At 60.5% G+C, this 23,038-nt stretch carries 21 protein-coding genes; 14 read left to right on the top strand and 7 right to left on the bottom strand.

What is annotated here, in order from left to right:
- Nucleotides 1-12: 12 nt before the first annotated feature.
- Genes HU742_RS02865 through HU742_RS02855 form a run of 3 tightly spaced genes read right to left on the bottom strand, consistent with a single transcriptional unit; the run spans nt 13 to nt 1,692 of the window.
- The gene (locus HU742_RS02865) at nt 13-603 is read right to left on the bottom strand and encodes an LON peptidase substrate-binding domain-containing protein (protein WP_186645127.1); all 591 of its coding nucleotides are present in this window, start codon (nt 601-603) and stop codon (nt 13-15) included.
- A gap of 10 nt (nt 604-613) precedes the next feature.
- Complete coding sequence (locus tag HU742_RS02860) at nt 614-1,330, bottom strand: LrgB family protein (protein WP_186613720.1); 717 nt, start codon at nt 1,328-1,330, stop codon at nt 614-616.
- Complete coding sequence (locus tag HU742_RS02855; RefSeq protein WP_186641470.1) at nt 1,327-1,692, bottom strand: CidA/LrgA family protein; 366 nt, start codon at nt 1,690-1,692, stop codon at nt 1,327-1,329. Before HU742_RS02855 ends, HU742_RS02860 begins: the two co-directional genes overlap by 4 nt.
- Nucleotides 1,693-1,881: 189 nt before the next feature.
- Between HU742_RS02855 and HU742_RS02850 the strand changes: the two genes are divergently transcribed.
- From HU742_RS02850 to HU742_RS02840, 3 genes are all read left to right on the top strand, one after another.
- The gene (locus HU742_RS02850; RefSeq protein WP_186641468.1) at nt 1,882-2,337 is read left to right on the top strand and encodes a MaoC family dehydratase; all 456 of its coding nucleotides are present in this window, start codon (nt 1,882-1,884) and stop codon (nt 2,335-2,337) included.
- A 93-nt stretch (nt 2,338-2,430) separates the two neighbouring features.
- Nucleotides 2,431-4,149, top strand: a complete 1,719-nt coding sequence (locus tag HU742_RS02845; protein ID WP_186645129.1) for a C13 family peptidase — start codon at nt 2,431-2,433, stop codon at nt 4,147-4,149.
- Between the two features lie 27 nt (nt 4,150-4,176).
- Nucleotides 4,177-4,818, top strand: coding sequence for an oxidoreductase (locus HU742_RS02840; RefSeq protein ID WP_186645130.1), 642 nt, complete (start codon nt 4,177-4,179; stop codon nt 4,816-4,818).
- 141 nt (nt 4,819-4,959) lie between these two features.
- On the opposite strand, the gene HU742_RS02835 is transcribed toward HU742_RS02840, so the two are convergent.
- From HU742_RS02835 to HU742_RS02820, 4 genes are all read right to left on the bottom strand, one after another.
- The gene (locus tag HU742_RS02835; RefSeq protein WP_186645132.1) at nt 4,960-5,244 is read right to left on the bottom strand and encodes a YceK/YidQ family lipoprotein; all 285 of its coding nucleotides are present in this window, start codon (nt 5,242-5,244) and stop codon (nt 4,960-4,962) included.
- Nucleotides 5,237-5,884 carry a flavin prenyltransferase UbiX gene (gene ubiX, locus HU742_RS02830; protein ID WP_186645134.1) on the bottom strand — a complete coding sequence of 216 codons (648 nt, stop codon included), beginning with the start codon at nt 5,882-5,884 and terminating at the stop codon, nt 5,237-5,239. Before ubiX ends, HU742_RS02835 begins: the two co-directional genes overlap by 8 nt.
- Entirely contained in the window at nt 5,881-7,230 is a 1,350-nt protein-coding gene (gene mpl, locus HU742_RS02825) for a UDP-N-acetylmuramate:L-alanyl-gamma-D-glutamyl-meso-diaminopimelate ligase (protein ID WP_186645135.1), read from the bottom strand. The genes ubiX and mpl overlap by 4 nt, the downstream gene beginning before the upstream one ends.
- Before the next feature lie 113 nt (nt 7,231-7,343).
- Nucleotides 7,344-9,248: a sigma-54-dependent Fis family transcriptional regulator gene (locus tag HU742_RS02820; protein WP_186645136.1), complete on the bottom strand. Its 1,905-nt coding sequence runs from the start codon at nt 9,246-9,248 to the stop codon at nt 7,344-7,346.
- Nucleotides 9,249-9,718: 470 nt separating this feature from the next.
- Between HU742_RS02820 and exaC the strand changes: the two genes are divergently transcribed.
- The 11 genes from exaC to HU742_RS02765 all read left to right on the top strand — a co-directional run bounded on the left by exaC (nt 9,719) and on the right by HU742_RS02765 (nt 22,509).
- Nucleotides 9,719-11,239, top strand: a complete 1,521-nt coding sequence (gene exaC / locus HU742_RS02815; protein ID WP_186641444.1) for an acetaldehyde dehydrogenase ExaC — start codon at nt 9,719-9,721, stop codon at nt 11,237-11,239.
- 204 nt (nt 11,240-11,443) lie between these two features.
- The gene (gene eat, locus HU742_RS02810; RefSeq protein WP_186641442.1) at nt 11,444-12,892 is read left to right on the top strand and encodes an ethanolamine permease; all 1,449 of its coding nucleotides are present in this window, start codon (nt 11,444-11,446) and stop codon (nt 12,890-12,892) included.
- A 57-nt stretch (nt 12,893-12,949) separates the two neighbouring features.
- Nucleotides 12,950-14,344: an ethanolamine ammonia-lyase subunit EutB gene (locus HU742_RS02805; protein ID WP_186645138.1), complete on the top strand. Its 1,395-nt coding sequence runs from the start codon at nt 12,950-12,952 to the stop codon at nt 14,342-14,344.
- Between the two features lie 11 nt (nt 14,345-14,355).
- Nucleotides 14,356-15,180, top strand: a complete 825-nt coding sequence (eutC, locus tag HU742_RS02800) for an ethanolamine ammonia-lyase subunit EutC (protein ID WP_186645140.1) — start codon at nt 14,356-14,358, stop codon at nt 15,178-15,180.
- Between the two features lie 106 nt (nt 15,181-15,286).
- Complete coding sequence (locus tag HU742_RS02795; protein WP_186641436.1) at nt 15,287-15,748, top strand: GNAT family N-acetyltransferase; 462 nt, start codon at nt 15,287-15,289, stop codon at nt 15,746-15,748.
- A gap of 365 nt (nt 15,749-16,113) precedes the next feature.
- On the top strand, nt 16,114-16,770 hold the full coding sequence (locus HU742_RS02790; RefSeq protein ID WP_186645316.1) for a DedA family protein: 657 nt from the start codon (nt 16,114-16,116) through the stop codon (nt 16,768-16,770).
- Nucleotides 16,771-16,776: 6 nt separating this feature from the next.
- The gene (locus tag HU742_RS02785) at nt 16,777-17,589 is read left to right on the top strand and encodes a M90 family metallopeptidase (RefSeq protein WP_186645318.1); all 813 of its coding nucleotides are present in this window, start codon (nt 16,777-16,779) and stop codon (nt 17,587-17,589) included.
- A gap of 111 nt (nt 17,590-17,700) precedes the next feature.
- Nucleotides 17,701-18,228: an inorganic diphosphatase gene (gene ppa / locus HU742_RS02780; RefSeq protein WP_186641429.1), complete on the top strand. Its 528-nt coding sequence runs from the start codon at nt 17,701-17,703 to the stop codon at nt 18,226-18,228.
- 195 nt (nt 18,229-18,423) lie between these two features.
- A complete protein-coding gene (locus HU742_RS02775) occupies nt 18,424-19,155 on the top strand; it encodes a LexA family transcriptional regulator (protein WP_186645320.1) in 732 nt (243 codons plus the stop codon).
- An 844-nt stretch (nt 19,156-19,999) separates the two neighbouring features.
- Nucleotides 20,000-21,595 (top strand): Eco57I restriction-modification methylase domain-containing protein, encoded by a 1,596-nt coding sequence (locus tag HU742_RS02770; protein WP_186645322.1) that lies wholly within the window; start codon nt 20,000-20,002, stop codon nt 21,593-21,595.
- On the top strand, nt 21,592-22,509 hold the full coding sequence (locus HU742_RS02765; protein WP_186645324.1) for a XamI family restriction endonuclease: 918 nt from the start codon (nt 21,592-21,594) through the stop codon (nt 22,507-22,509). Before HU742_RS02770 ends, HU742_RS02765 begins: the two co-directional genes overlap by 4 nt.
- Nucleotides 22,510-23,038: the final 529 nt, after the last annotated feature.

The raw sequence follows: 23,038 nt of genomic DNA, 5'->3' as shown, positions 1-23,038 counted from the left end.
GGCGCAGTCGTGTCAGGCGAACAGTTCGCCCTGCAATTCATCGAGCAAGGCCTGGATCGCATCCAGGCGCTGCTGGGGATCGTCGAGTTGCAGCAGGTCGATCTTGTCCAGTTCGTTGAACGGCAGCAGATAGGCCAGTTGATTGGCCAGCGATTGCTGGCCGGTCGCTTCGGTACCCATGTTCAGCGCTTCGACCATGGGGTGTTCGGCCAGGGCCTTGAGCAAGGCGACCAGATCGGCGTCTTCATCCTGTAGCGGTTGTTCCGGCTCGTCCTCGAGCCACTCGACCTCTGCCACGGTGAGTTGATCGGCCTGGACGCTGCTGCTGTGCACCAGAAAACGTCGTCCGCCCAACACGCGAATACCCAGCAGGCCATTCTCTTGCTGGGAAAAATCGGTGATCAGCGCTTCACAACCTACCCGCGCATAGCCGTCCGGCGCGATTCCAACCTCCTCGCCGTCGAGGATGCAGACCACGCCGAAGCCTTCGCCCTTTTTCATGCAGCGCCCGATCATGTCCAGGTAACGCGCCTCGAATATCTGCAGATCGAGAGTGCAACCAGGGAACAGTACGGTGTTCAACGGGAACAGCGGCAAGCTCATAACCCATTCCTTAAACAGTCATCGACACCACCAGCGGCAGCAACACCGCCGTGGCCACGCCCATCAGACTCATCGCCAGTGCCGCGAAGGCACCCGACTCCTCGCTTTCCTGCAACGCCACCGACGTACCCACCGCATGGGCGGTCAGGCCCAGGGCCATGCCACGGGCCTCAGGACTGTGGACACCCAGCCGGGTCAAAATGCTCGGGCCCAAAATCGCCCCGAGCACGCCCGTGATCAACACGAACACCGCCGCCATCGCCGCCACGCCGCCGATCTGCTCGGCCACCAGCATGGCGATTGGCGAGGTCACCGATTTGGGCGCCATGGTCATCAGAATCATGTGTTCGGCGCCGAAGGCCCAGCCCAGTACCACCGCAGAACCGGTGGCGAACACCCCGCCTATCACCAGCGTAGTAAAAATCGGCCAGAACAATTGACGGATTCGCCGCAGGTTCAAATACAACGGCACCGCGAGCGCCACCGTGGCCGGACCCAGCAGAATGCTGAGAATTTCTGTGCTCTTGCGGTACTCCGCGTAACTGATGCCGCAGCCGACCAGCACAGCGATCAACAGCAGCATCGACATCAATACCGGTTGCAGGAACACCCAGCGGGTCTTTTCGAACGCCGCCAAGACCAGTTGATAAGCGCCCAGGGTAATGCCGATGCCGAACAGTGGATGATGAATCACCGAAGTCCAGGCGCCCTGCCAGTCGAACATCATTGGGCGTCCTCCGGCTCGACACTGTGACGCCGGGACAGGCGCTGCATCAGCACGCCCGTCAACGCTACGGACAGGATCAAGGACAACACCAGTGCACCGACAATCGCCCAGAAGTCGGCGGCAATCGCCCGCGCGTACACCATCACCCCCACCGCCGGCGGCACCAGCAGCAACGGCAGATAACGCAACAGGCTGCTGGCGGCCAGGTTTAACGGCTCGCTGACTTCTCCGCGGATGATCAGGTAGCCCAGCAACAGCAGCAGGCCAATGATCGGCCCCGGCAGGATTGGCAGGAACAAATGATTCAAGGCGGTGCCCAGCAATTGGAACAGCACCAGCCAGGTCAGGCCCCGTAACAACATCCGCTCTCTCCCCTGCAACACTTACTCAAAGAATGCGCCGGCATTATAAGCACGCCGGCGCTATGGTTCGGCATTCGTAAAAAGCATGGTCGATGACCTTCCCGGCGCGCCATGTTGATCTACAGTGGTTCTCGGGGGCGCAGATCCCCGTTCCAAAAAAGCAGGACAGATGAACCAAGGAGAGTCTCAATGCCCTACGTTCCCGTAACAGCGCTCAAAGATTATGTCGGCAAGGAACTTGGACGTTCCGACTGGCTGACCATCGACCAGGACCGCATCAACCTGTTCGCCGAAGCCACCGGCGACTTCCAGTTCATCCATGTCGACCCGGTCAAGGCCGCGCAGACCCCGTTCGGCAGCACCATCGCCCACGGGTTCCTGTCGCTGTCACTGATGCCCAAATTGATGGAAGACATCCTGATCCTGCCCGAGGGCGTGAAAATGGTCGTCAACTACGGGCTGGACAGCGTGCGTTTCATCCAACCGGTAAAAGTCGACTCCAAGGTCCGCCTCAAGGTCGACCTGGTGGAAGTCACCGAGAAAAAACCCGGCCAATGGCTGCTCAAGGCCATCGCCACCCTGGAAATCGAAGGGTCGGACAAACCGGCCTACATTGCCGAGCCGCTGTCGCTCTGCTTCGTGTAAACCCCCGCGGTCGCGAAACCGCTCATGCAGTTTCGCATCGCTTCAACGCGCATAGCTGCGGCATACTCCTCGCCTGATTACTTGGATCCGGTTATGCGCGCACTTGTCCCCCTGACTCTGGCCCTATTGCTCACCGCTTGTGGCGACGGCGAATCGCTGTTGCCCCCCGATGCGCGCCTGCCCGACGGCGGGCGCTATCGCGGCGATCTGGTGGATGGGCTCTTGCAAGGCCAGGGCCGCATCGATTACCCCAACGGCAGCTGGTACGCCGGCCAATTCGACAAAGGCCAGTGGCATGGCACCGGGGAATGGCATGGCAGCAATGGCGAAGTCTATCGCGGCCAGTTCCAGCAAGGCCTGTTCCACGGCCAGGGCAGCCTGACTACACCGACCAGCAGCTACACCGGCAGCTTCAAGCTGGGCCGGCGGGACGGCGAAGGGACGCTCAAGGAAAACGGCATGACCTACCGGGGCGAGTTCAAGGCCGACCGCTACTCCGGTCTCGGACGCCTGGAGCTCGACGACGGCAGCCAATACCAGGGCCCCTTCGCCAACGGCAAGCCCAACGGCGAAGGCCAGCGCTTCGATGCCAGCGGCAACCAATTCACCGGGCACTTCGTCGACGGCCAGCTCCAGGGCAAGGGCACCTTCAACAGCGCCGATGGCGACGTTTATGTCGGCGGCTTCAGGAACAACCAACTCAACGGTCGTGGCCGCTACGAAAATGCCGATGGCGACGTCTGGATCGGTCAGTTCAAGGACGGCGCGCTGACCGGCAAGGGCGAGTTGATTGGCGCCGACGGCAGCCATTACCTCGGCCGCTTCAATGAATGGCGCTTCACCGGTGAGGGCCGCCTCAACCTGCCCGACGGCAGCTTCTACATCGGCCAGTTCGAAGGCGACAGCTACCACGGGCGCGGCACCCTGGTGCTGACCGACGGCACTGTGCAAAGCGGCACCTGGGCCAACGGCCAGCGGATACGCGACGCCGACGGCAAGCTGCTGCCGGACGTCCTGGAACTCGGCGTCCTGGCCCAAGGCCGGCTGCTGGAAGATGCCCTCGCCAACATCCCAGCCTCGACCCCGGCCGTGGAACTGTACAGCTTGACCCTGGGCGGCGACGGCAAGCAAAGCGTGTTCCTGCGCGAATCCGACTACGTCGCCAACATGCTCGCCAGCCGTTTCAACGCATTTGGCCAGATCCGACTGGTGAACCACCGCGATCACCTCGGCGATCGGCCCATGGCCAGCCGTGAAAGCCTGCGCCGTGCCGCCGCTACCCTGGCCGAGCGCAGCGGCCCGGAAGACCTGATCTTCATCTACCTGACCAGCCACGGCACCAGCGAGCATGAATTGGTGCTCGATCAACCACGCATGGAACTGGCCGACCTGCCCGCCGATGAACTGGCCGTGGTCCTGGCGCCGCTGAAGAATCGCGACAAGATCGTGGTGATTTCAGCCTGTTATTCCGGCGGTTTCATCCCGGCCCTGAAAAATGAGCGCACGCTGGTCATGACCGCGTCCCGGGCCGACCGGGTGTCTTTTGGCTGTTCCGAAGAAGCCAACTTCACCTACTTCGGCGACGCCCTGTTCGCCCAGGCGCTGAACCAGACCGACGACCTGGAACAAGCCTTCAAGCTCGCCAAGGGCATCGTTGCCGAACGGGAGCAGGCGGACAACTTCGAAGCCTCGGAGCCGCAGATCTGGGCGCCCCGGACCGTGTTGTCCCACTGGCAATTGCTGCGCAAACAACAGGCGCGAAAAGCATTGCAAAGTGCTGCACTGAACGACGAGGGTAAAAAGAGCAACTAAGCTGAACCGTATCAAGGGGGAAACACTATGTACTTGACGCCTCAGCATGTTTTGCTCGCCGGCGCGACCGGGTTGACCGGGGAACATCTACTGGACCGGCTGCTCAACGAGCCGACCATTACTCGGGTACTGGCGCCTTCCCGCCGGCCTCTGGCCGAGCATCCGCACTTGGAGAATCCGGTTGGGGAACCGGCCGAGGTGCTGCCAAGCTTGGCCGGCCCGGTCGATATCGCTTTCTGCTGCCTCGGCACGACGATCAAGAAAGCCGGCTCCGAACAAGCCTTCCGGGCGGTGGACCTGGATCTGGTGGTGGCCTTCGCCAAACGCGCCCGCGAACTCGGCGCGCGACACCTGATCGTAATCAGCGCCCTGAATGCCGATGCGAAGTCGTCGATTTTCTACAACCGGGTCAAAGGCGAGATGGAAGCAGCCCTGAAGGCCCAGGACTGGCCGCAACTGACTATCTGCCGCCCTTCCCTGTTGTTGGGCGACCGCGTCGAACCGCGACTGGCCGAGCAACTGGCCGGGCCTTTGTCGAAGCTGATCCCAGGCAAGTACCACGGCATCGAAGCCTGCCAATTGGCCCGGGCCATGTGGCGGCTGGCGCTGGAAGAAGAGGATGGGATGCGGGTGGTGGAGTCGGATGAGTTGCGCAAGCTGGGTAAATAGCCCTGTGATGCCGAGTCGGACGTCATTGTGGCGAGGGAGCTTGCTCCCGTCGCCCTCGGATCTGGATCAGCCCAAGAAGCTTAGGGCCGCTCCGCGGCCCAGCGGGAGCAAGCTCCCTCGCCACAGGGTTCTAGGCGTCTGTTACATGCCGCCAGTAGCCTGGAACCCTACGCCCAGCGCCGTCAACAACGACAGCGGCAACAACAAGGTATCGAGCAGCGCACTGCCCGGAAGATCCACACCCGGATAACTCGGCGCTTCGGCACCAAAGCGGTCCTTGGCGCAGCAACCACCGTTCAGGGCGTAAAGATCCAGGCGCGTGCCCGCGTATACCACCGGCGCACCCGGTTTGGCGGCGTCGAGCGTGCGGGCGGTGGCGCAACCGGTCAGTTGCAGCGCCAGCAGCACGATCAGCAGCTTATTCATCACTGCTCAAATGATGCTCACCCCAGCGCGGCAACATGTCCTGGGGGATGTTCAGCAGATTGAGAATCCGCGCGACCACGAAATCGATCAAGTCGTCGATGGTTTGCGGCTGGTGATAGAAGCCCGGCGAGGCCGGCAGGATGGTCACGCCCATGTTCGACAGCTTGAGCATGTGCTCAAGGTGAATGCTCGAATACGGCGCTTCCCGCGGTACGAGGATCAACTGGCGGCGCTCCTTGAGCGTGACGTCCGCGGCGCGCTCGATCAGGTTGTTGCAAGCCCCGGTGGCAATGGCCGACAGCGTCCCGGTGGAACACGGCACCACCACCATGGCCGCCGGCGCACCGGAACCCGAAGCCACCGGCGACATCCAGTCTTCCTTGCCGTACACGCGAATCTGCCCCGCCGCCGCACCGGTGTATTCGGTGAGGAAGGCCTGCATCATCTGCGTCTTGGGTGGCAGGGTCACGTCAGTCTCGGTGGCCATCACCAGTTGCGCGGCCTTGGAGATCAGGAAGTGCACCTCGCGGTCTTCGCGCACCAGGCAATCGAGCAAGCGCAAGCCATACTGGGCGCCGGACGCACCGGTCATTGCCAGGGTGATGCGCTCCGGGCCGCCGTCCTGCAAAAGAGTGCTCATTTCAGCGCCTCGGCGAGTTTGCCGTGCAGGCCGCCGAAGCCGCCGTTGCTCATGATCACCACGTGAGTGCCCGGCTGGGCCTGGCTTTTCACACGCTCGATGATACCGTCCAGGGAATCGCTGACAATCGACGGCACCGTGCACAGCGCGGCGATCGCGCCGAGGTCCCAACCGAGGTTGGCCGGTGCGTACCAGATGACCTGATCGGCATCGACCACGCTTTCCGGCAGGCCATCACGGTGCGCGCCGAGCTTCATGGAGTTGGAGCGCGGCTCGATGATGGCAATCAGCGGCGCGTCGCCGATGCGCTTGCGCAAACCGTCAAGGGTGGTGGCGATGGCCGTCGGGTGGTGAGCGAAGTCGTCATAAATGGTGATGCCGTTGACCTCGGCGACTTTCTCCATCCGCCGTTTTACGCTTTTGAAGGCGCTCAACGCGGCAATGCCCATGGAGGGCACGACGCCGACATGCCGTGCTGCCGCCAAGGTGGCCAGGGCGTTGGCGACGTTGTGTTGGCCGGTCATGTCCCACTCGACCACGCCTTGGGATTGGCCCTCGAACATCACTTCGAACTCCGAGCCGTCATCCTTGAGCAACTTCACCTGCCATTGGCCTCCCGCGCCGGTGGTCTGCACCGGGGTCCAGCAACCCATTTCGACGACGCGCTGCAGAGCAGGCTCGGTGGTCGGATGGATGACCAGGCCTTCGCTTGGAATCGTGCGGACCAAATGGTGGAATTGCCGCTCGATGGCCGGCAGATCAGGGAAGATGTCGGCGTGATCGAACTCCAGGTTGTTCAAGATCGCCGTACGCGGACGGTAGTGGACGAATTTCGAACGCTTGTCGAAGAACGCGCTGTCGTATTCATCGGCCTCGATCACGAAGAACGGCGTACCGCCCAGGCGTGCCGACACCGAGAAGTTCTGCGGCACGCCGCCAATCAAGAAGCCAGGGCTCATGCCTGCGTGCTCCAACACCCAGGCGAGCATGCTGCTGGTGGTGGTCTTGCCGTGGGTACCGGCCACGGCCAGGACCCAACGCCCCTGCAACACATGATCAGCCAGCCACTGCGGCCCGGACACATACGGCAGGCCTTTGTTGAGCACGTATTCCACCGCCGGGTTGCCACGGGACATGGCATTGCCGATCACCACCAGGTCCGGCGCCGGGTCCAACTGCGCCGGGTCATAACCTTGGGTCAGCTCGATGCCCTGGGCTTCAAGTTGCGTGCTCATCGGCGGGTAGACGTTGGCGTCGGAACCGGTCACGTGATGGCCCAGCTCCTTGGCCAGGACCGCCATCGAACCCATGAAAGTGCCGCAAATACCGAGAATATGGATGTGCATAGTCGACCTCGTAAACATGGCCGCAGGTTAGCGTAGGGAGGGGGAAATCGCACTCTTTCTGATCTGATCGATTGATCGTTCCTACGCTCCGCGTGGGTACGATCGTCCGTAGCTCAGCGAGCGATGGCGTGTTTGCGCAGCTTGCGGTAGAGGGTATTGCGGCTGATCCCCAGTTGCGCCGCCGTGTGGGTCATGTGCCAGCGCTGGCGCTCCAGGGCATCGAGCAATGCCAGGCGCTCGGCGTCTTCCAGCGGCCGCTCCGCCACCGTTTCAACCACTGCCACCGGACGCTGGCGAATCATCGCCGGCAAGTCCTCGATCCCAATCCGCCCGCCATCACACAACGCGGCAAGGGTCCGCAGCACATTGCGTAGTTGCCGCACGTTGCCCGGCCAATCGAATCCCAGCAGTGCCTGGCGCGCCGGTTCGTCGATGAACACGGTGTCGGCGCCACTCTCCTCGGCCAGCAGGAAATCCAGCAGTTGGGCTTTATCACTGCGCTCGCGCAACGCCGGCAACGGGATTTCCAGGCCGTTGAGCCGGTAATACAAATCCTCCCGAAAACTGCCGTCCTGGACCCGGTCGAGCAATTGCCGGTGGGTGGCGCTGATGATGCGCACGTTCACCGCCTCGGGTTCGCCGCCGATGGGCACTACCTGGCGATCTTCCAGCACCCGCAGTAAACGGGTCTGCAAGGCCAGGGGCATGTCGCCGATTTCATCGAGGAATAGCGTGCCGCCGTCGGCCTGTTGCAGCTTGCCGCGCATGCCTTCCTTGCGCGCGCCAGTGAAGCTGCCGCCGCGATAACCGAACAGCTCGCTCTCGATCAGGCTTTCCGGGATGGCCGCGCAGTTGAGCGCGACGAAATTTTTCCCGGCGCGCTGGCTGGCGTGGTGCACCGCCTTGGCGAACGCCTCCTTGCCGGAGCCGGTTTCGCCGTGGATCAACAGCGGCACGTCGCGCTCGAAGACTCGCAGCGCCTTGCGAAAATGCTCCTGCAACGCCGCGTCGCCGAGGCAGATGCCCGGCAGGCGTGCGGGTTCGACAACTTTGAGCGTCGGCGCGACCGGCGCCGGCACGCTACGGGGCTGGCCGCGCAGGACAGCGAACAGCGGCCGGCCGTCGCGAGTGCGCAACGGCCAACTTGCACTCGCCTGGGCGCTGGCCCGGCCCAGCAACTCATCCAGCGAACAATCGAAAAAGTCCTCGACGCGCTGGCCGAGCAGGCTGCCACGGATGTGTCCCAACAGGTTCAACGCGCTCTGGTTGACCGCGTTGATCCGCCCTTCGCCGTCGAACGCCAGCAAACCCTCACTGAACAGTCCCACGGACTCGGCCTGCAAATGAAAGCGCAGCAGCCACTGATTGTCGAAGCAACGGAGGAAATAGCAGCTCTCGATCATCTTCGCCGAGAGATTGACCAGGGCCATGGTGTGGAACTGGCTCTGGCGCGAGACGTCTGGCCGGGCCGAGGACACGTCGAGCACTGCCAACAGCTCGCCATGAGGATCGAACACCGGGCTGGCCGAGCAGGTCAGGCCGGTGTGGCGGCCACGAAAGTGTTCTTCCTGGTGGATGGTCAGGGCCTGGCGCTCCACCAGGCAGGTGCCGATGCCGTTGGTGCCTTCGCAGGCTTCGCTCCAGTCGGCGCCGAGCCAGAGGCCGGCCCGTTCGAAAATCTTCCGTTCGCTGGGGGCGGTGACGCAATTGAGGATCACGCCCCGGGCGTCGGTCAGCAGCACCGCGTGGCCAGCGCCGGACAGTTGCTGGTGCAGGCTGGTCATTTCATTGCCGGCGATGTGCAGCACTTGTTGCAGGCGCTCGCGGCTTTCCAGCACACGGCCATGCTCCAGCACCGTCGGCGCCAGGTTCTGGGCCGGGTCGAGGTGATAGTCCTCGAGGCAGCGCAGCCAGGAACGGGCAATCGACGGATCGCTGCCAGGGCCCTGCAGATGGGCCTTGCCTTGGGTGACCGTCAGGACTTGCTGGGCATGGCGACTCAAATGGTTGCTGTGCATTTCTTATTGTTCTCCCCGAAGGACCTTTTGGACCTGCCGACACATTACCCCGTGGCGAGGGAGCTTGCTCCCGCTGGGCTGCGCAGCAACCCCAAAACCTGAGTTTGCGGTGTATCAGGCTGACCGAGTTGACTGCCTTGGGACCGCTTCGCGGTCCAGCGGGAGCAAGCTCCCTCGCCACAAAAGCGGTCCGTCCATGGCCTCGCCGTCGGAGCCAGCATCCTCCAGCCCAATCGCCTTTGCAATGCTGGCGCGACCTGCCGGTCACAGACCGTCTCGTATCTGGCACAAACTGTCACACCTTGCGTATCGCAACCGTGACACAGGCCCTCCGTTTGTCCGGCCAACTCCTTCTAAAGTCTTGATTTCCGGGCCCTGCAAGGCAATGGCCCAACCTTTGCTCTAGGCTTAAGTACCAGCGCGTTTTTGCGCGGCTCCCTACTAAGCACAAAAGCCAAGGAGAACTCATCATGCGTTACGCTCACCCCGGTACTGAAGGCGCTATCGTTTCGTTCAAGGCAAAATACGGCAACTACATCGGCGGCGAGTTCGTCGCGCCGGTCAAAGGTCAGTACTTCACCAATACGTCCCCGGTCAATGGCCAGCCGATTGCCGAATTCCCGCGTTCCACCGCCGAAGACATTGAAAAGGCCCTGGACGCCGCGCACGCCGCCGCTGATGCCTGGGGCGCTACGTCGGCCCAGGCCCGTTCGCTGATCCTGCTGAAAATCGCCGACCGCATCGAAGCGAACCTCGAAACCCTGGCGATCACCGAATCCTGGGATAACGGCAAGGCCGTGCGCGAAACGCTCAACGCCGACATCCCCCTGGCCGCCGACCACTTCCGCTACTTCGCCGGTTGCCTGCGGGCCCAGGAAGGCAGCGCCGCCGAGATCGACGGCAACACCGTGGCCTATCACATCCACGAACCGCTGGGCGTGGTCGGGCAGATCATCCCGTGGAACTTCCCGCTGCTGATGGCCGCCTGGAAACTCGCCCCGGCCCTGGCCGCCGGGAACTGCGTAGTGCTCAAGCCCGCCGAGCAAACCCCGTTGGGCATCTGCGTGCTCATGGAACTGATCGGCGACCTGCTGCCGCCGGGCGTGCTGAACGTGGTGCAAGGTTTCGGCAAAGAAGCCGGCGAAGCCCTCGCCACCAGCAAGCGCATCGCCAAGATTGCTTTCACCGGCTCCACCCCGGTGGGCTCGCACATCATGAAATGCGCCGCCGAGAACATCATCCCGTCCACCGTGGAACTGGGCGGCAAGTCGCCGAACATCTTCTTCGAAGACATCATGCAGGCCGAGCCGAGCTTCATCGAAAAAGCCGCCGAAGGCCTGGTGCTGGCGTTCTTCAACCAGGGCGAAGTCTGCACCTGCCCATCCCGCGCGCTGGTGCAGGAGTCGATCTACGACGAATTCATGCAAGTGGTGATGAAAAAGATCCAGCAGATCAAGCGCGGCGACCCGCTGGACACCGACACCATGGTCGGCGCCCAGGCGTCCGAGCAGCAATTCGACAAGATCCTGTCCTACCTGGAAATCGCCAAGGGCGAAGGCGCCGAGCTGCTGACCGGCGGCAAGGTGGAAAAACTCGAGGGCAGCCTGGCGACCGGGTATTACATCCAGCCGACCCTGCTCAAGGGCACCAACAAGATGCGCGTGTTCCAGGAAGAAATCTTCGGCCCGGTGGTGAGCATCACCACCTTCAAGGACGAAGCCGAAGCCCTGGCGATCGCCAACGACACCGAGTTCGGCCTTGGCGCCGGCCTCTGGACCCGCGACATTAACCGCGCCTACCGCATGGGCCGGGCGATCAAGGCCGGTCGCGTCTGGACCAACTGCTACCACCTGTACCCGGCGCACGCCGCGTTCGGTGGCTACAAGAAGTCCGGCGTCGGGCGTGAAACCCACAAGATGATGCTCGATCACTACCAGCAGACCAAGAACCTGCTGGTGAGCTACGACATCAATCCGTTGGGGTTCTTCTAACCTGCGGGAAATTGCGCCCGGCTGATCGTTCCCTCGCTCTGCGTGGGAACGCAGCCAGGGACGCTCCGCGTCCCAAAGAGCCGAACGCGGAGCGTCCGTAGAGGCATTCCCACGCGGAGCGTGGGAACGATCCAATGCAACATTGGTTTCAAGAGCAGCCCCGCTCCAACAGGGCCAAAAAACAATAAAAACAGGTAAACCCTTATGCCAAGCGATCATGCAAATCCGCAACCGGCAACGTCCTCGGTCGACTTCGAAAAAGTCGGCTCCGAATATTTCCAACAACGCGAACTGAAAAAAGGCGCGGCGGGCTGGATCCTGCTGGTGGGCCTCGGCGTGGCCTATGTCATTTCCGGTGACTACGCCGGCTGGAACTTCGGCCTGGCCCAGGGCGGCTGGGGCGGGATGTTCCTGGCCACGCTGCTGATGGCCGCGATGTACCTGTGCATGTGCTTTTCCCTCGCCGAGCTGTCCTCGATGATCCCCACCGCCGGCGGCGGCTACGGCTTTGCCCGCAGCGCATTCGGGCCCTGGGGCGGGTTTCTCACGGGCACGGCGATCCTGATCGAATACGCCATCGCCCCGGCGGCGATTGCCGTGTTCATCGGCGCCTATTGCCAGTCATTGTTCGGCATTGGCGGCTGGATGATCTACCTGGCGTTCTACATCATTTTCATCGCCATCCACATATTTGGCGTCGGCGAAGCCCTCAAGCTGATGTTCATCATCACCGCCGTCGCCGCCCTGGCGCTGGGAGTTTTCCTGGTGGCAATGGTCCCGCACTTCAACGTCGCCAACCTGCTGGATATCCCGGTCACCGAGGCCGCGGGGGCCAGTTCGTTCCTGCCGTTCGGCTACGTCGGCGTCTGGGCAGCGATCCCTTATGCGATCTGGTTTTTCCTCGCCGTGGAAGGCGTGCCCCTGGCCGCTGAAGAAACCAAGAACCCCAAGCGCGACCTGCCGCGCGGCCTGATCGGCGCCATGCTGGTGTTGGTGGCCTTCGCCCTGCTGATCCTGGTGATCGGGCCGGGCGGCGCCGGCTCGAACGCGCTGATGGCGTCGGGCAACCCGCTGGTGGAAGCCCTGGCCAAGGCCTACGGCGGCTCGACCTGGATGGGACACTTCGTCAACCTTGTCGGCCTGGCCGGTTTGATTGCCAGTTTCTTCTCGATCATCTACGCCTACTCGCGGCAGATCTTTGCCTTGTCCCGCGCTGGCTACCTGCCGCGCAAACTCTCGGAAACCAATAAAAGCAAAGCACCGGTCTTGGCGCTGGTGATTCCCGGCATCATCGGTTTCGGCCTGTCCTTGACCGGCCAGGGCGACCTGTTGATTCTGGTGGCGGTGTTCGGCGCGACCATTTCCTACGTGCTGATGATGGCCGCGCACATCACCCTGCGCATCCGTCGCCCCAAAATGGACCGGCCGTACCGCACGCCGGGCGGCATCTTCACCTCGGGCGTGGCCCTGGTGTTGGCGTGCATCGCCGTGGTGGCGGGCTTCCTGGTCGACCCTAGGGTGGTGATCGGCGCCGCGATCATCTATGGAGTGTTAATTGCTTACTTTGCCTTCTACAGTCGGCATCACTTGGTCGCAGGCACGCCCGAAGAGGAATTCGCGGCCATTCAAAAAGCCGAAGAAGCCTTGCACTAAGCCGTAACGTGCCGAAAACCACGGCGCCGCCCAGCGGCGCCGTCACGGAGAACCTGTATGGCCAGTTTTGCACACACGGTCGGCGCCCAGACCTACCGCTTCGACAGCCTCAAAGACCTGATGGCCAAGGCCAGCCCGGCGCGTTCCGGGGATTTCCTCGCCGAGATCGCCGCGCTCAACGATGGCGAGCGCGTGGCCGCGCAAATGGCTTTGGCTGACTTGCCCCTCAGCCATTTCCTGCAAGAAATGCTGATTCCTTACGAGGTCGACGAAGTCACCCGGCTGATCGTCGACACTCACGATAAACAAGCCTTCGCCACGGTCAGCCACCTCACGGTCGGCGGTTTTCGCGACTGGCTGCTCAGCGACGCCGCCGATGAACAAAGCCTGCGGGCACTGGCGCCCGGCCTGACGCCGGAAATGGTCGCCGCTGTCTCGAAGATCATGCGCGTGCAGGACCTGGTGCTGGTGGCGCAGAAAATCCGCGTGGTCACCCAGTTCCGCGGCACCCTTGGCCTGCGCGGACGCTTGTCCACCCGCCTGCAACCCAACCACCCGACCGACGAACCGGCCGGGATCGCCGCGAGCATCCTCGACGGCCTGCTGTTCGGCAACGGCGACGCCATGATCGGCATCAACCCGGCCACCGACAGCACCGCCTCGATCTGCGCGATGCTGGAAATGCTCGACGCCATCATCCAGCGCTACGACATCCCCACCCAGGGCTGCGTGCTGACCCACGTCACCACCTCCATCGAAGCGGCGAACCGCGGCGTGCCCCTTGACCTGGTGTTCCAGTCCATCGCCGGCACCGAAGCGGCCAACGCCAGCTTCGGCATCAGCCTCAACATTTTGAAGGAAGGCTACGACGCCGGGCTCAGCCTGAATCGCGGCACCCTCGGCAACAACCTGATGTATTTCGAAACCGGCCAGGGCAGCGCACTGTCGGCCAACGCCCACCACGGCGTCGATCAACAGACCTGCGAGACGCGGGCCTACGCCGTGGCGCGACATTTCAACCCGTTCCTGGTGAACACAGTTGTCGGCTTCATCGGCCCGGAATACCTGTACAACGGCAAACAGATCATCCGCGCCGGCCTCGAAGACCACTTCTGCGGCAAGCTTTTGGGCGTGCCGATGGGTTGCGACATCTGCTACACCAACCACGCCGAAGCCGACCAGGACGACATGGACACCCTGCTGACGTTGCTGGGCGTGGCCGGGATCAACTTCATCATGGGCATCCCCGGCTCCGACGACATCATGCTCAACTACCAGACCACCTCGTTCCACGACGCCCTCTACGCCCGCCAGACCCTGGGCCTGAAACCGGCGCCGGAATTTGAAACGTGGCTGGCGAACATGGGCATCTTCACCCAGGCCGATGGCCGGGTGCGGTTCGGCGACAACCTGCCGCCGGCGTTTCGTCACGCCCTCGCACATTTGGGATAAGAGACCTGTCCATGGATAAACCACCTGTCGATCCACAAAACCCTTGGCTGAACCTGCGCAACCTGACCCCGGCGCGCATCGCCCTGGGCCGCACCGGCACCAGCCTGCCGACCTCGGCGCAACTGGACTTCCAGTTCGCCCACGCCCAAGCCCGCGATGCGGTGCACCTGGCGTTCGACCATCAAGGCATCCGCGCGCAACTCACTGAGCGCGGCCGTGAAAGCCTGCTACTGCACAGTGCGGCGGCGGATCGACACAGCTATCTACAACGCCCGGACCTGGGCCGACGGCTCGACGAGGCTTCGGTGCAGATTCTGCAGGACCACGCCACAGCCCATCCCGGCGGCGTGGACCTGGCCATCGTCGTGGCTGACGGCCTGTCGGCGCTGGCGGTGCATCGCCATACCTTGCCGTTTTTGGCGCGACTGGAAGAACAGATCACGGCTGAAGGCTGGTCGGTGTCGCCCATCGTTCTGGTGGAGCAAGGCCGCGTCGCCGTGGCCGATGAAGTGGCCGAACGGCTCGGTGCCAAGATGTCGGTGATCCTCATCGGCGAACGCCCCGGCCTCAGCTCCCCCGACAGCCTGGGCCTGTATTTCACTTACGCACCCAAGGTCGGCCTGAACGATGCCTATCGCAACTGCATTTCCAACGTCCGCCTCGAAGGCCTGAGCTACGGCATGGCGGCCCACCGCCTGATCTACTTGATGCGAGAGGCCTGCCGTCGGCAGCTCTCGGGGGTCAATCTGAAGGACGAAGCCCAGCTTCACACTCTAGAGTCGGAAAATGGTGCCGATATGAAAGGTAATTTCCTACTGGCGCCGCCCCCAAGCTGATCCTGATTTGCAATTGCGCTTTCGATCCGCTTTCAGGCAGCATCTTGGCACGGCGGTCCGACGTTGTTGTCAGACTTGATGTCGACCTTTGCAGACGAGACCTACCATGCGGATTATCCAAGCGACGCTGGAACACCTGGACCTGCTGACCCCATTGTTCGTCAAATACCGGGAATTCTACGGCTCGCTGCCCTACCCGGACTCGTCCCGGGCGTTCCTGGAAAAACGCCTGCGCCGCAAGGAATCGGTCATCTACCTGGCCCTGCCGGATGACGACGACAGCCGATTGCTGGGATTCTGCCAGCTCTACCCAAGCTACTCGTCGCTATCGCTCAAGCGCGTGTGGATCCTCAACGACATCTACGTCGCCGAAGACGCCCGCCGCCAACTCGTCGCCGACAACCTGATCCGCACCGCGAAAAAAATGGCCAAGGAAACCAACGCCGTCCGCATGCGCGTCTCCACCAGCAGCAACAACGACGTCGCGCAGAAAACCTACGAATCGATCGGCTTCAAGGAAGACACCGAGTTCAAGAACTACGTGCTGCCGATCAGCGAAGGGCTTTGAGCGCTATGGCTGGGTGAACCTCTGTGGCTGAGTGAACCCCTGTGGCGAGGGAGCTTGCTCCCGCTGGACCGCGCAGCAGCCCCAAAACCTGAGCACCCGGTACACCAGGCTGCCCAAGTTGGCTGCCTTGGGACCGCTTCGCGGTCCAGCGGGAGCAAGCTCCCTCGCCACAAAAGCGATCCGAGTCAGGCCTCATCCAGCCCCTCCCCCAGAAATCCCCAGCTACAAACTCACCCCGCACTTCCCCCGCCCCGCCGTATAATGCCGCTCTTCCCGGCTTGTAAGAAAAAGCTACACACGCTGTAGTCATACTCAAAGCCAGACCCACCAGCCCGCCGAGCCGGGCCGCCACCAAGGTGTTACGCATGGACTTCAACCCCCTCGACCTCATTCTGCATCTCGACGTCTATCTCGACCTGCTGGTGACCAACTACGGGACATGGGTCTACGCCATCCTGTTTCTGGTGATCTTCTGTGAAACCGGCCTGGTGGTCATGCCGTTCCTGCCGGGCGATTCGTTGCTGTTCATCGCTGGCGCCGTAGCCGCCGGTGGCGCCATGGACCCGGTCCTGCTGGGCGGCCTGTTGATGCTCGCAGCCATCCTCGGCGACAGCACCAACTACATCATCGGCCGCACCGCCGGCGAAAAACTGTTCAGCAACCCCAACTCTAAAATCTTCCGCCGCGACTACCTGCAACAAACCCACGACTTCTACGCCAAGCACGGCGGCAAAACCGTGACCCTGGCGCGCTTCCTGCCGATCATCCGCACCTTCGCCCCCTTCGTCGCCGGCGTCGGCAAAATGAACTACCTGCGCTTCTTCGGCTTCAGCGTCCTCGGCACCGTCCTCTGGGTCGGCGGCCTGGTGACCCTCGGCTACTTCTTCGGCAACGTGCCCTTCATCAAGCAAAACCTGTCGCTGTTGGTGGTCGGCATCATCCTGCTGTCGCTGCTGCCGATGATCATCGGCCTGGTGCGCAGCAAAATGAGCCAGCGCGGCTCGAACGCCGAAACCCGCTGATCGCCCATGTGGTCGCTAAGCAACTGGCGCCGCCGACGCACCCTCGCCAAACACCCCATTACCGAAGAAACCTGGCAGCGGGTGCGTCATCAGTTGAGCTTTCTCGACGGCATCAGCGTTGTAGAAGACCAATGGCTGCGTGAGGCCTGCGTACTGTTCCTGCACGACAAGCACCTCACCGCCCTGCCCGGCGTCGAGCTGCACCAGGAACAACGCCTGCTGCTCGCCGCCCAGGCCCAATTGCCGCTGATGCACCTGGGCGAATTGAATTGGTACCAGGGCTTCCACGAAATCGTCCTCTACCCCGACGACTTCCTCAGCCCCCAGCGCTACCGCGACGCCAGCGGCATCGAACACGAGTGGGACGGCGAACACAGCGGCGAAGCCTGGCCCCAAGGCCCGATCATCCTGGCCTGGGACGGCGTGCTCGCCAGCGGCGGCTGGGAAGGCTACAACCTGGTGATCCACGAACTGGCGCACAAACTCGACATGCTCAACGGCGACGCCAACGGCCTGCCACCGCTGCACGCCGACATGCGCGTCGGCGACTGGGCCGAGGCCATGCAACACGCCTTCGACGACCTCAACCGCCAACTCGACCAGAACCCCGACGCCGAAACCGCCATCGATCCCTACGCGGCGGAAAACCCGGCGGAGTTCTTTGCCGTCACCAGCGAATACTTCTTCAGCGCCCCGGACCTGCTGCACCAGGCCTATCCGGCGGTGTATGAACAGCTCAAAGCGTTCTACCGCCAGGACCCATTGGCCCGGCTGCGGCAACTTCAGGCCGAAGATCCGGTCTATCAGGCGTCATACTAAGGTCTCTACGACCCTGGTAACGTGGCATCAGCGGTCGAATATGCCTATAATCGCCGCCACTTTTTGGTCAATCCGACCAGTCATTTGGTCAACTAACGGGGGCACCGCCCAATGAGCTACAGCAAGATTCCGGCTGGCAAAGACCTGCCGAACGACATCTACGTCGCGATCGAAATCCCGGCCAACCACGCCCCGATCAAATACGAAATCGACAAAGACAGCGATTGCCTGTTCGTTGACCGTTTCATGGCCACCCCGATGTTCTACCCGGCCAACTACGGTTACATCCCCAACACCCTGGCCGACGACGGCGACCCCCTCGACGTGCTGGTCGTGACCCCTTACCCAGTCGCCCCAGGCTCGGTCATCCGCGCCCGTCCGGTCGGCATCCTGAACATGACCGACGACGGCGGCGGCGATTCCAAAGTCATCGCCGTACCGCACGACAAACTGTCGCAACTGTACGTCGACGTGAAGGAATACACCGACCTGCCGCCACTGCTGATCCAGCAGATCGAGCACTTCTTCGCGAACTACAAAGATCTCGAAAAAGGCAAGTGGGTCAAGATCGAAGGCTGGGCCGGTGCAGACGCCGCCCGCGAAGCGATCACCCAGTCGGTTGCCGCCTACAAAGGCTAAGACCGAACTAAGAAAGAACCCCGGCTCGTACCGGGGTTTTTTTATGCTTTCAGGGAAGTTAATACAACTTCGTATTAGCAACGTTTAAATGCGTTTAACGCGCCAGTTTCGATTCCTGCAAACGGAAAGATCATCTTATAAATTTGCACGACATGTTTATTGCCGAACGCACGGTCGTCTCTAAACTTTCCGTTTATGAAAATACTTTCCAGTGGCGATCGCTTCAGAGCCCTTCTCAAAGAAGCCAACATCCGATCCGCCGACTTCGCGAAGTTGTACGGCGTGAAATCGCAGCACGTGAACAACTGGTTCAACCGTGGCATTCCACCGGGACGCATCTACAGCATCGCCGGCCTGCTGACCGTCAGCCCGCAATGGCTCGCCACCGGCGAAGGCCCACAAACCCCGCTCGGCCTCGGCCCCGGCATCACCTATGAAGCCGCCGAAAACGACGGCGTCTACAGCATTCAAGAACCCACGGACATCGAACTGCCTTTCTATAAGGAAGTGCCCATCGCCCCCGGCGAAAGCAAAACCCACATCACCGAAATCCCCGACCAATCCATCCGCCTGCCCCGCAGCCATCTCGAGTCCCTGGAAATCGACCCCAGCGACGCCATCTGCACCACCATGGTCGGCGACAGCATGGCCGAACGCATCGAAGACGGCTCCACCCTCGCCATCGACCGCGGCCTGACGCAAATCGTCGACGGCCAGATTTATGCGCTTGAGCATGATGGAATGCTGCGGATCAAATACCTCCACAGAATCCCCGGCAACCGACTGCGCCTGCGTAGCCATAACAGCGCTGCGTATCCTGATGAGGTGTTCAGTGCGGACCAGATCGACGCGCAACACATCCACGTGATCGGCTGGGTGTTCTGGTGGTCAACGCTCAACAAACAGAGACCGCCGGTGTCCGACTAACCCACCCAAGAGCAGAAACCGTGGCAGGAACTGCAATAGGAGCTGTGGCAGGAGCTTTTTGTGGCGAGGGGATTTATCCCCGCTGGGCTGCGCAGCAGCCCCCTGCTTTCCCCCTAAATCACCCTAACCCAATGATTCCACACCACTTACCACTGGGATTCCAAAGCAAACCCGCGTATCCTCCGCCCCACATTTGCGAGCCCACGCCTCGCACCGACAAGGCAGATCACTTTCTGACCAAGTCCCACAGCCGGCCGCAAGAGCCGGATGTACGTTTTGAAGGCTGGTAAGGTTTGTCAAAAACGAGCTGAATCAGTCAACGAGAAGCCGGCCATAAGCCGGCTTTTTAATGTCTGGTGGAAAGTTTTTTCACCCATTGAAGGCACCCACAGCACTTTTTCCTCTATGGATCCACGGAAAGAAAAGGCTATAAGCCTATATCAGAGCCTTTTCTGACCAGTTCCCACAGCTGGTTGGGAGAGCCAAGTGCATGTTTTTGCCAATCAATGCATGCATTTCATAATGCGTGAACTCGGCCAACACCATAGCAAGCTAAAAAACGTTGCGGGTAAAAATCTCAGAAGTGGCAGGCAACGACAGGCTAGCTCTGAATCCACAATTGGATACACATCTGTACATCCACATGCTACCCTTCGCTACATGGCTATCAAAGACTCCGGAATGCGAATTAGGGTTGAGAGAGATTTGCGCGAAGCTTTCGTGCAGGCCTGCCGCGCCCAAGATCGTGTAGCAGCAGACGTGTTGCGGGATTTTATGCGCGCGTTTGCCGAGAAACAGCACAGCGGTCAAGGCTATCTCTTCTCAGACCCAAAACGAAAGTGAAATGACAATGCAGACAGAACGAGACGTGATCTCCATGTGCCTCGCCCTACTGCAAACTGGGCAAGACAGCCTTTCCAAGGCGGAACAAAAACTCGCAAAAACAGTAGAAGCATCTGAGCTCTGTGTACCCAAGATTGAGCTCAACACCGTCCGCAAAGCCATTTTGCGCGGTGCCGATCCTCTTGGGGAAGCTTTCTCCGCCATTCGATCGCCCTTCGAGCGTCGTGCTACTGGCGCGGTATACACTCCCCACCCAATTGTACGCTCGATGATGACTTGGCTCTCACGCCACGGGGATCCGGCTCGTATTGTCGACCCAGGAGCGGGATCTGGACGATTCATTCTGGCGGCTGGCGCCGCGTTCCCAGCCGCACAACTGATAGCCGTTGAGATGGACCCTTTGGCTGCGCTCATGCTGCGAGCAAATCTTAGCGTGCGCGGCTGGGATGACCGTTCTACCGTTCTAGTCAAAGATTATAGGGAGGTCAAATTACCTCGATGCAAGGGTATGACTGCTTTTATTGGCAACCCCCCTTACGTCCGACATCACGACATTAGTACTGACTGGAAAGAATGGTACGCCTCCCGCTTCGCAGGATTAGGTATTAAAGCAAGTGCCTTGGCCGGACTGCATGTACATTTCTTCTTGCAGACACGCCTCTTGGCCAAGAAAGGAGACATAGGAGCTTTCATCACCTCAGCGGAATGGATGGATGTCAATTACGGTTCTGCGCTACGCAAGTTGCTATTGGAAGAGCTTGGAGGCATTGCTCTACATGTACTTGAACCAACAATTGAGGCTTTCCCAGGGACCGCAACCACTGCTGCTATAACCTGTTTTCAGGTTGGCGAGACTAGCAAACCCATACGAGTTCACTCTGTAGCAGAACTGACCCGCCTCAAAGGCTTAACCAAAGGGACAGATGTTCCCCGAGAACAACTGCAGGCCGCTGCTCGCTGGTCAATCATAGTTCGCCCATCGGTGACGACGAAAGCTGGTGAAATTGAGCTCGGCGAATTGTTCCGTGTGCATAGAGGACAGGTAACAGGGGCGAATAGTATTTGGATTGCTGGTGATCATGCGAGGGACTTGCCTGAACGCGTGATGCTACCTGCTGTTACTAAAGCCCGGGATTTGATTGAAGCAGGAGCAAATTTGAGCTCCTCTGACGTTTTGCGTCGAGTAATCGATTTACCGCCAGACCTTGATGACTTCAGCCATGAAGAACGTCAGCGTATCAACGACTTTTTATTGTGGGCAAAAAATCAAGGCGCGGATCAGAGCTACATAGCTCAGCACCGTAGAGCATGGTGGTCAGTGGGCCTCAAAGCTCCAGCGCCCATTCTTTGTACCTACATGGCTAGACGGCCACCTCAGTTCACACTAAACACCTGTGCTGCAAGACACATCAACATAGCCCATGGTCTTTACCCTCGTGAAACCCTAGCCCCACATGCTCTACCTAGGCTGGTTAAGTGGCTTAACGAGAACATCAACACAGGAAGTGGCAGAACATATGCCGGTGGCTTGACTAAGTTCGAGCCGAAGGAAATTGAACGTCTGCGTGTTCCCAGCCTGGAATTTTTAACGGCATGACCAGCTCACCCGCTCGATGGACAACTGAGGAACTAGCCGAGGACGCCACTGTATCTGCATCATTGTTCAGGACAGAACGATTATCTGTTTCGGGAGCCTGGGAGTCACATTATCAAAATGCTCGCAATAAATTCGAGTTACTATTTCAAAAATTAAACAACCTGAATCCCGACGGAATCACAGACGCAAACCTAGCCGACGCCTACGGTTCTGGTCTGGGTGAGACGCTGCGCTATCTCGCTGGTCCGCCAATTTCGGACGATGATCTTCAGGTAATCGCCGACGTGGACTCGATTGCTCCTGGAGTTCTGAAAAAAAAGCCCGAAGACGTCAGAAAACTTTTTGAGGTCATCGAACGAGTAATCGACATCCATCGCTTCCCATGGCTTAACGCGGGGACCGCCCCCACGGACCAAGAGCGTGACGCCGCTCTACTTGCATCCTCCGTGCTTCTTGCAGCCCAGCGAATAGCCACTGAAAGAAGAGTTGTCGGAAAAGATGGGCAGGAAACTCAAGTAAAGGATTACCTACGAAGCCAGGGCTTTACTGAAGTTACGGCTGCGACGATAACAACGATTGTAAAAGGCCCGCAACCAATGCAATTTTGCGCGGAGTGCCTGCTAGGTGAGCGTAAAGCTGATGTCGTGGTGCGCCTGCATGACTCTCGCCTGATGGCTATCGAATGCAAGGTGTCAAATAGCGCAACCAACAGTGTCAAACGACTTAATAATGACGCAGCGGTAAAGGCTGAGTACTGGCTCAAGATGTTTGGTACCTTACAGGTCGTACCGGCAGCTATGCTTTCAGGTGTATTCAAGGTTATGAACCTAGAGCAAGCTCAGCAACGTGGCCTCGCCCTTTTTTGGGCGCATGACCTAGACAAGCTGGGCGCATTTATAGGATCCACCAAGTAGAGAAGTCTTTCCCTGAAAAGTCGGACAGAGGACGCTTACCTTTACGCATACGCGGGTGCACAGGTTTTCAAACCATCCGACAAAACAATACCCGCGCTCATTCTCGCAGTGCCAAATAGCTTGTAAAACGGTGCAGCCGCACATAAGCTCCCGCGTAACATACCCGCCATGCCTATGGCTGCTCCGGCAGCCAAGCACAAATTGAGCGGGTTTTTTATGCCCGGTAGTTTTTCAGTAAGCCCGTCAACGACACTTCTGCAGAGTGCCCAGCTCAAACAACGCGGGCTCATTATTCAGGATGCAGGGTCAAGCACATTGTTTCTCAAAGCAGTCAGTTCCTTTCGTCTCACACGCCACCAAAGCCATCCAGGCCAAGGCTTTCCATGGAGAACTGGCGCACGCCCTCAACGATTTCCGCCAATGTGCTGCAGATACACATGAAGGGACAAACGCGGTCGCAATGCATCAGTTTGAGCGCACGACAACCTCGATCCGCACCTGCTTTAATACGCCCCGGCAACTGAACAGG

Origin of the sequence: Pseudomonas marvdashtae (assembly GCF_014268655.2) — a bacterium.
Classification (GTDB): domain Bacteria; phylum Pseudomonadota; class Gammaproteobacteria; order Pseudomonadales; family Pseudomonadaceae; genus Aquipseudomonas; species Aquipseudomonas marvdashtae.
This window is presented reverse-complemented; position numbering and strand designations above follow the sequence as displayed.

Coding starts and splice junctions, on each gene's coding strand:
- HU742_RS02840 (WP_186645130.1), top strand. CDS start 4,177: ATGTACTTGACGCCTCAGCATGTTTTGCTCGCCGGCGCGACCGGGTTG.
- eutC (WP_186645140.1), top strand. CDS start 14,356: ATGGATAAACCACCTGTCGATCCACAAAACCCTTGGCTGAACCTGCGC.
- exaC (WP_186641444.1), top strand. CDS start 9,719: ATGCGTTACGCTCACCCCGGTACTGAAGGCGCTATCGTTTCGTTCAAG.
- HU742_RS02775 (WP_186645320.1), top strand. CDS start 18,424: ATGAAAATACTTTCCAGTGGCGATCGCTTCAGAGCCCTTCTCAAAGAA.
- HU742_RS02785 (WP_186645318.1), top strand. CDS start 16,777: ATGTGGTCGCTAAGCAACTGGCGCCGCCGACGCACCCTCGCCAAACAC.
- HU742_RS02860 (WP_186613720.1), bottom strand. CDS start 1,330: ATGATGTTCGACTGGCAGGGCGCCTGGACTTCGGTGATTCATCATCCA.
- HU742_RS02820 (WP_186645136.1), bottom strand. CDS start 9,248: ATGCACAGCAACCATTTGAGTCGCCATGCCCAGCAAGTCCTGACGGTC.
- HU742_RS02795 (WP_186641436.1), top strand. CDS start 15,287: ATGCGGATTATCCAAGCGACGCTGGAACACCTGGACCTGCTGACCCCA.
- HU742_RS02850 (WP_186641468.1), top strand. CDS start 1,882: ATGCCCTACGTTCCCGTAACAGCGCTCAAAGATTATGTCGGCAAGGAA.
- HU742_RS02790 (WP_186645316.1), top strand. CDS start 16,114: ATGGACTTCAACCCCCTCGACCTCATTCTGCATCTCGACGTCTATCTC.
- HU742_RS02855 (WP_186641470.1), bottom strand. CDS start 1,692: ATGTTGTTACGGGGCCTGACCTGGCTGGTGCTGTTCCAATTGCTGGGC.
- eat (WP_186641442.1), top strand. CDS start 11,444: ATGCCAAGCGATCATGCAAATCCGCAACCGGCAACGTCCTCGGTCGAC.
- HU742_RS02805 (WP_186645138.1), top strand. CDS start 12,950: ATGGCCAGTTTTGCACACACGGTCGGCGCCCAGACCTACCGCTTCGAC.
- mpl (WP_186645135.1), bottom strand. CDS start 7,230: ATGCACATCCATATTCTCGGTATTTGCGGCACTTTCATGGGTTCGATG.
- ubiX (WP_186645134.1), bottom strand. CDS start 5,884: ATGAGCACTCTTTTGCAGGACGGCGGCCCGGAGCGCATCACCCTGGCA.
- HU742_RS02845 (WP_186645129.1), top strand. CDS start 2,431: ATGCGCGCACTTGTCCCCCTGACTCTGGCCCTATTGCTCACCGCTTGT.
- HU742_RS02835 (WP_186645132.1), bottom strand. CDS start 5,244: ATGAATAAGCTGCTGATCGTGCTGCTGGCGCTGCAACTGACCGGTTGC.
- HU742_RS02765 (WP_186645324.1), top strand. CDS start 21,592: ATGACCAGCTCACCCGCTCGATGGACAACTGAGGAACTAGCCGAGGAC.
- ppa (WP_186641429.1), top strand. CDS start 17,701: ATGAGCTACAGCAAGATTCCGGCTGGCAAAGACCTGCCGAACGACATC.
- HU742_RS02865 (WP_186645127.1), bottom strand. CDS start 603: ATGAGCTTGCCGCTGTTCCCGTTGAACACCGTACTGTTCCCTGGTTGC.
- HU742_RS02770 (WP_186645322.1), top strand. CDS start 20,000: ATGACAATGCAGACAGAACGAGACGTGATCTCCATGTGCCTCGCCCTA.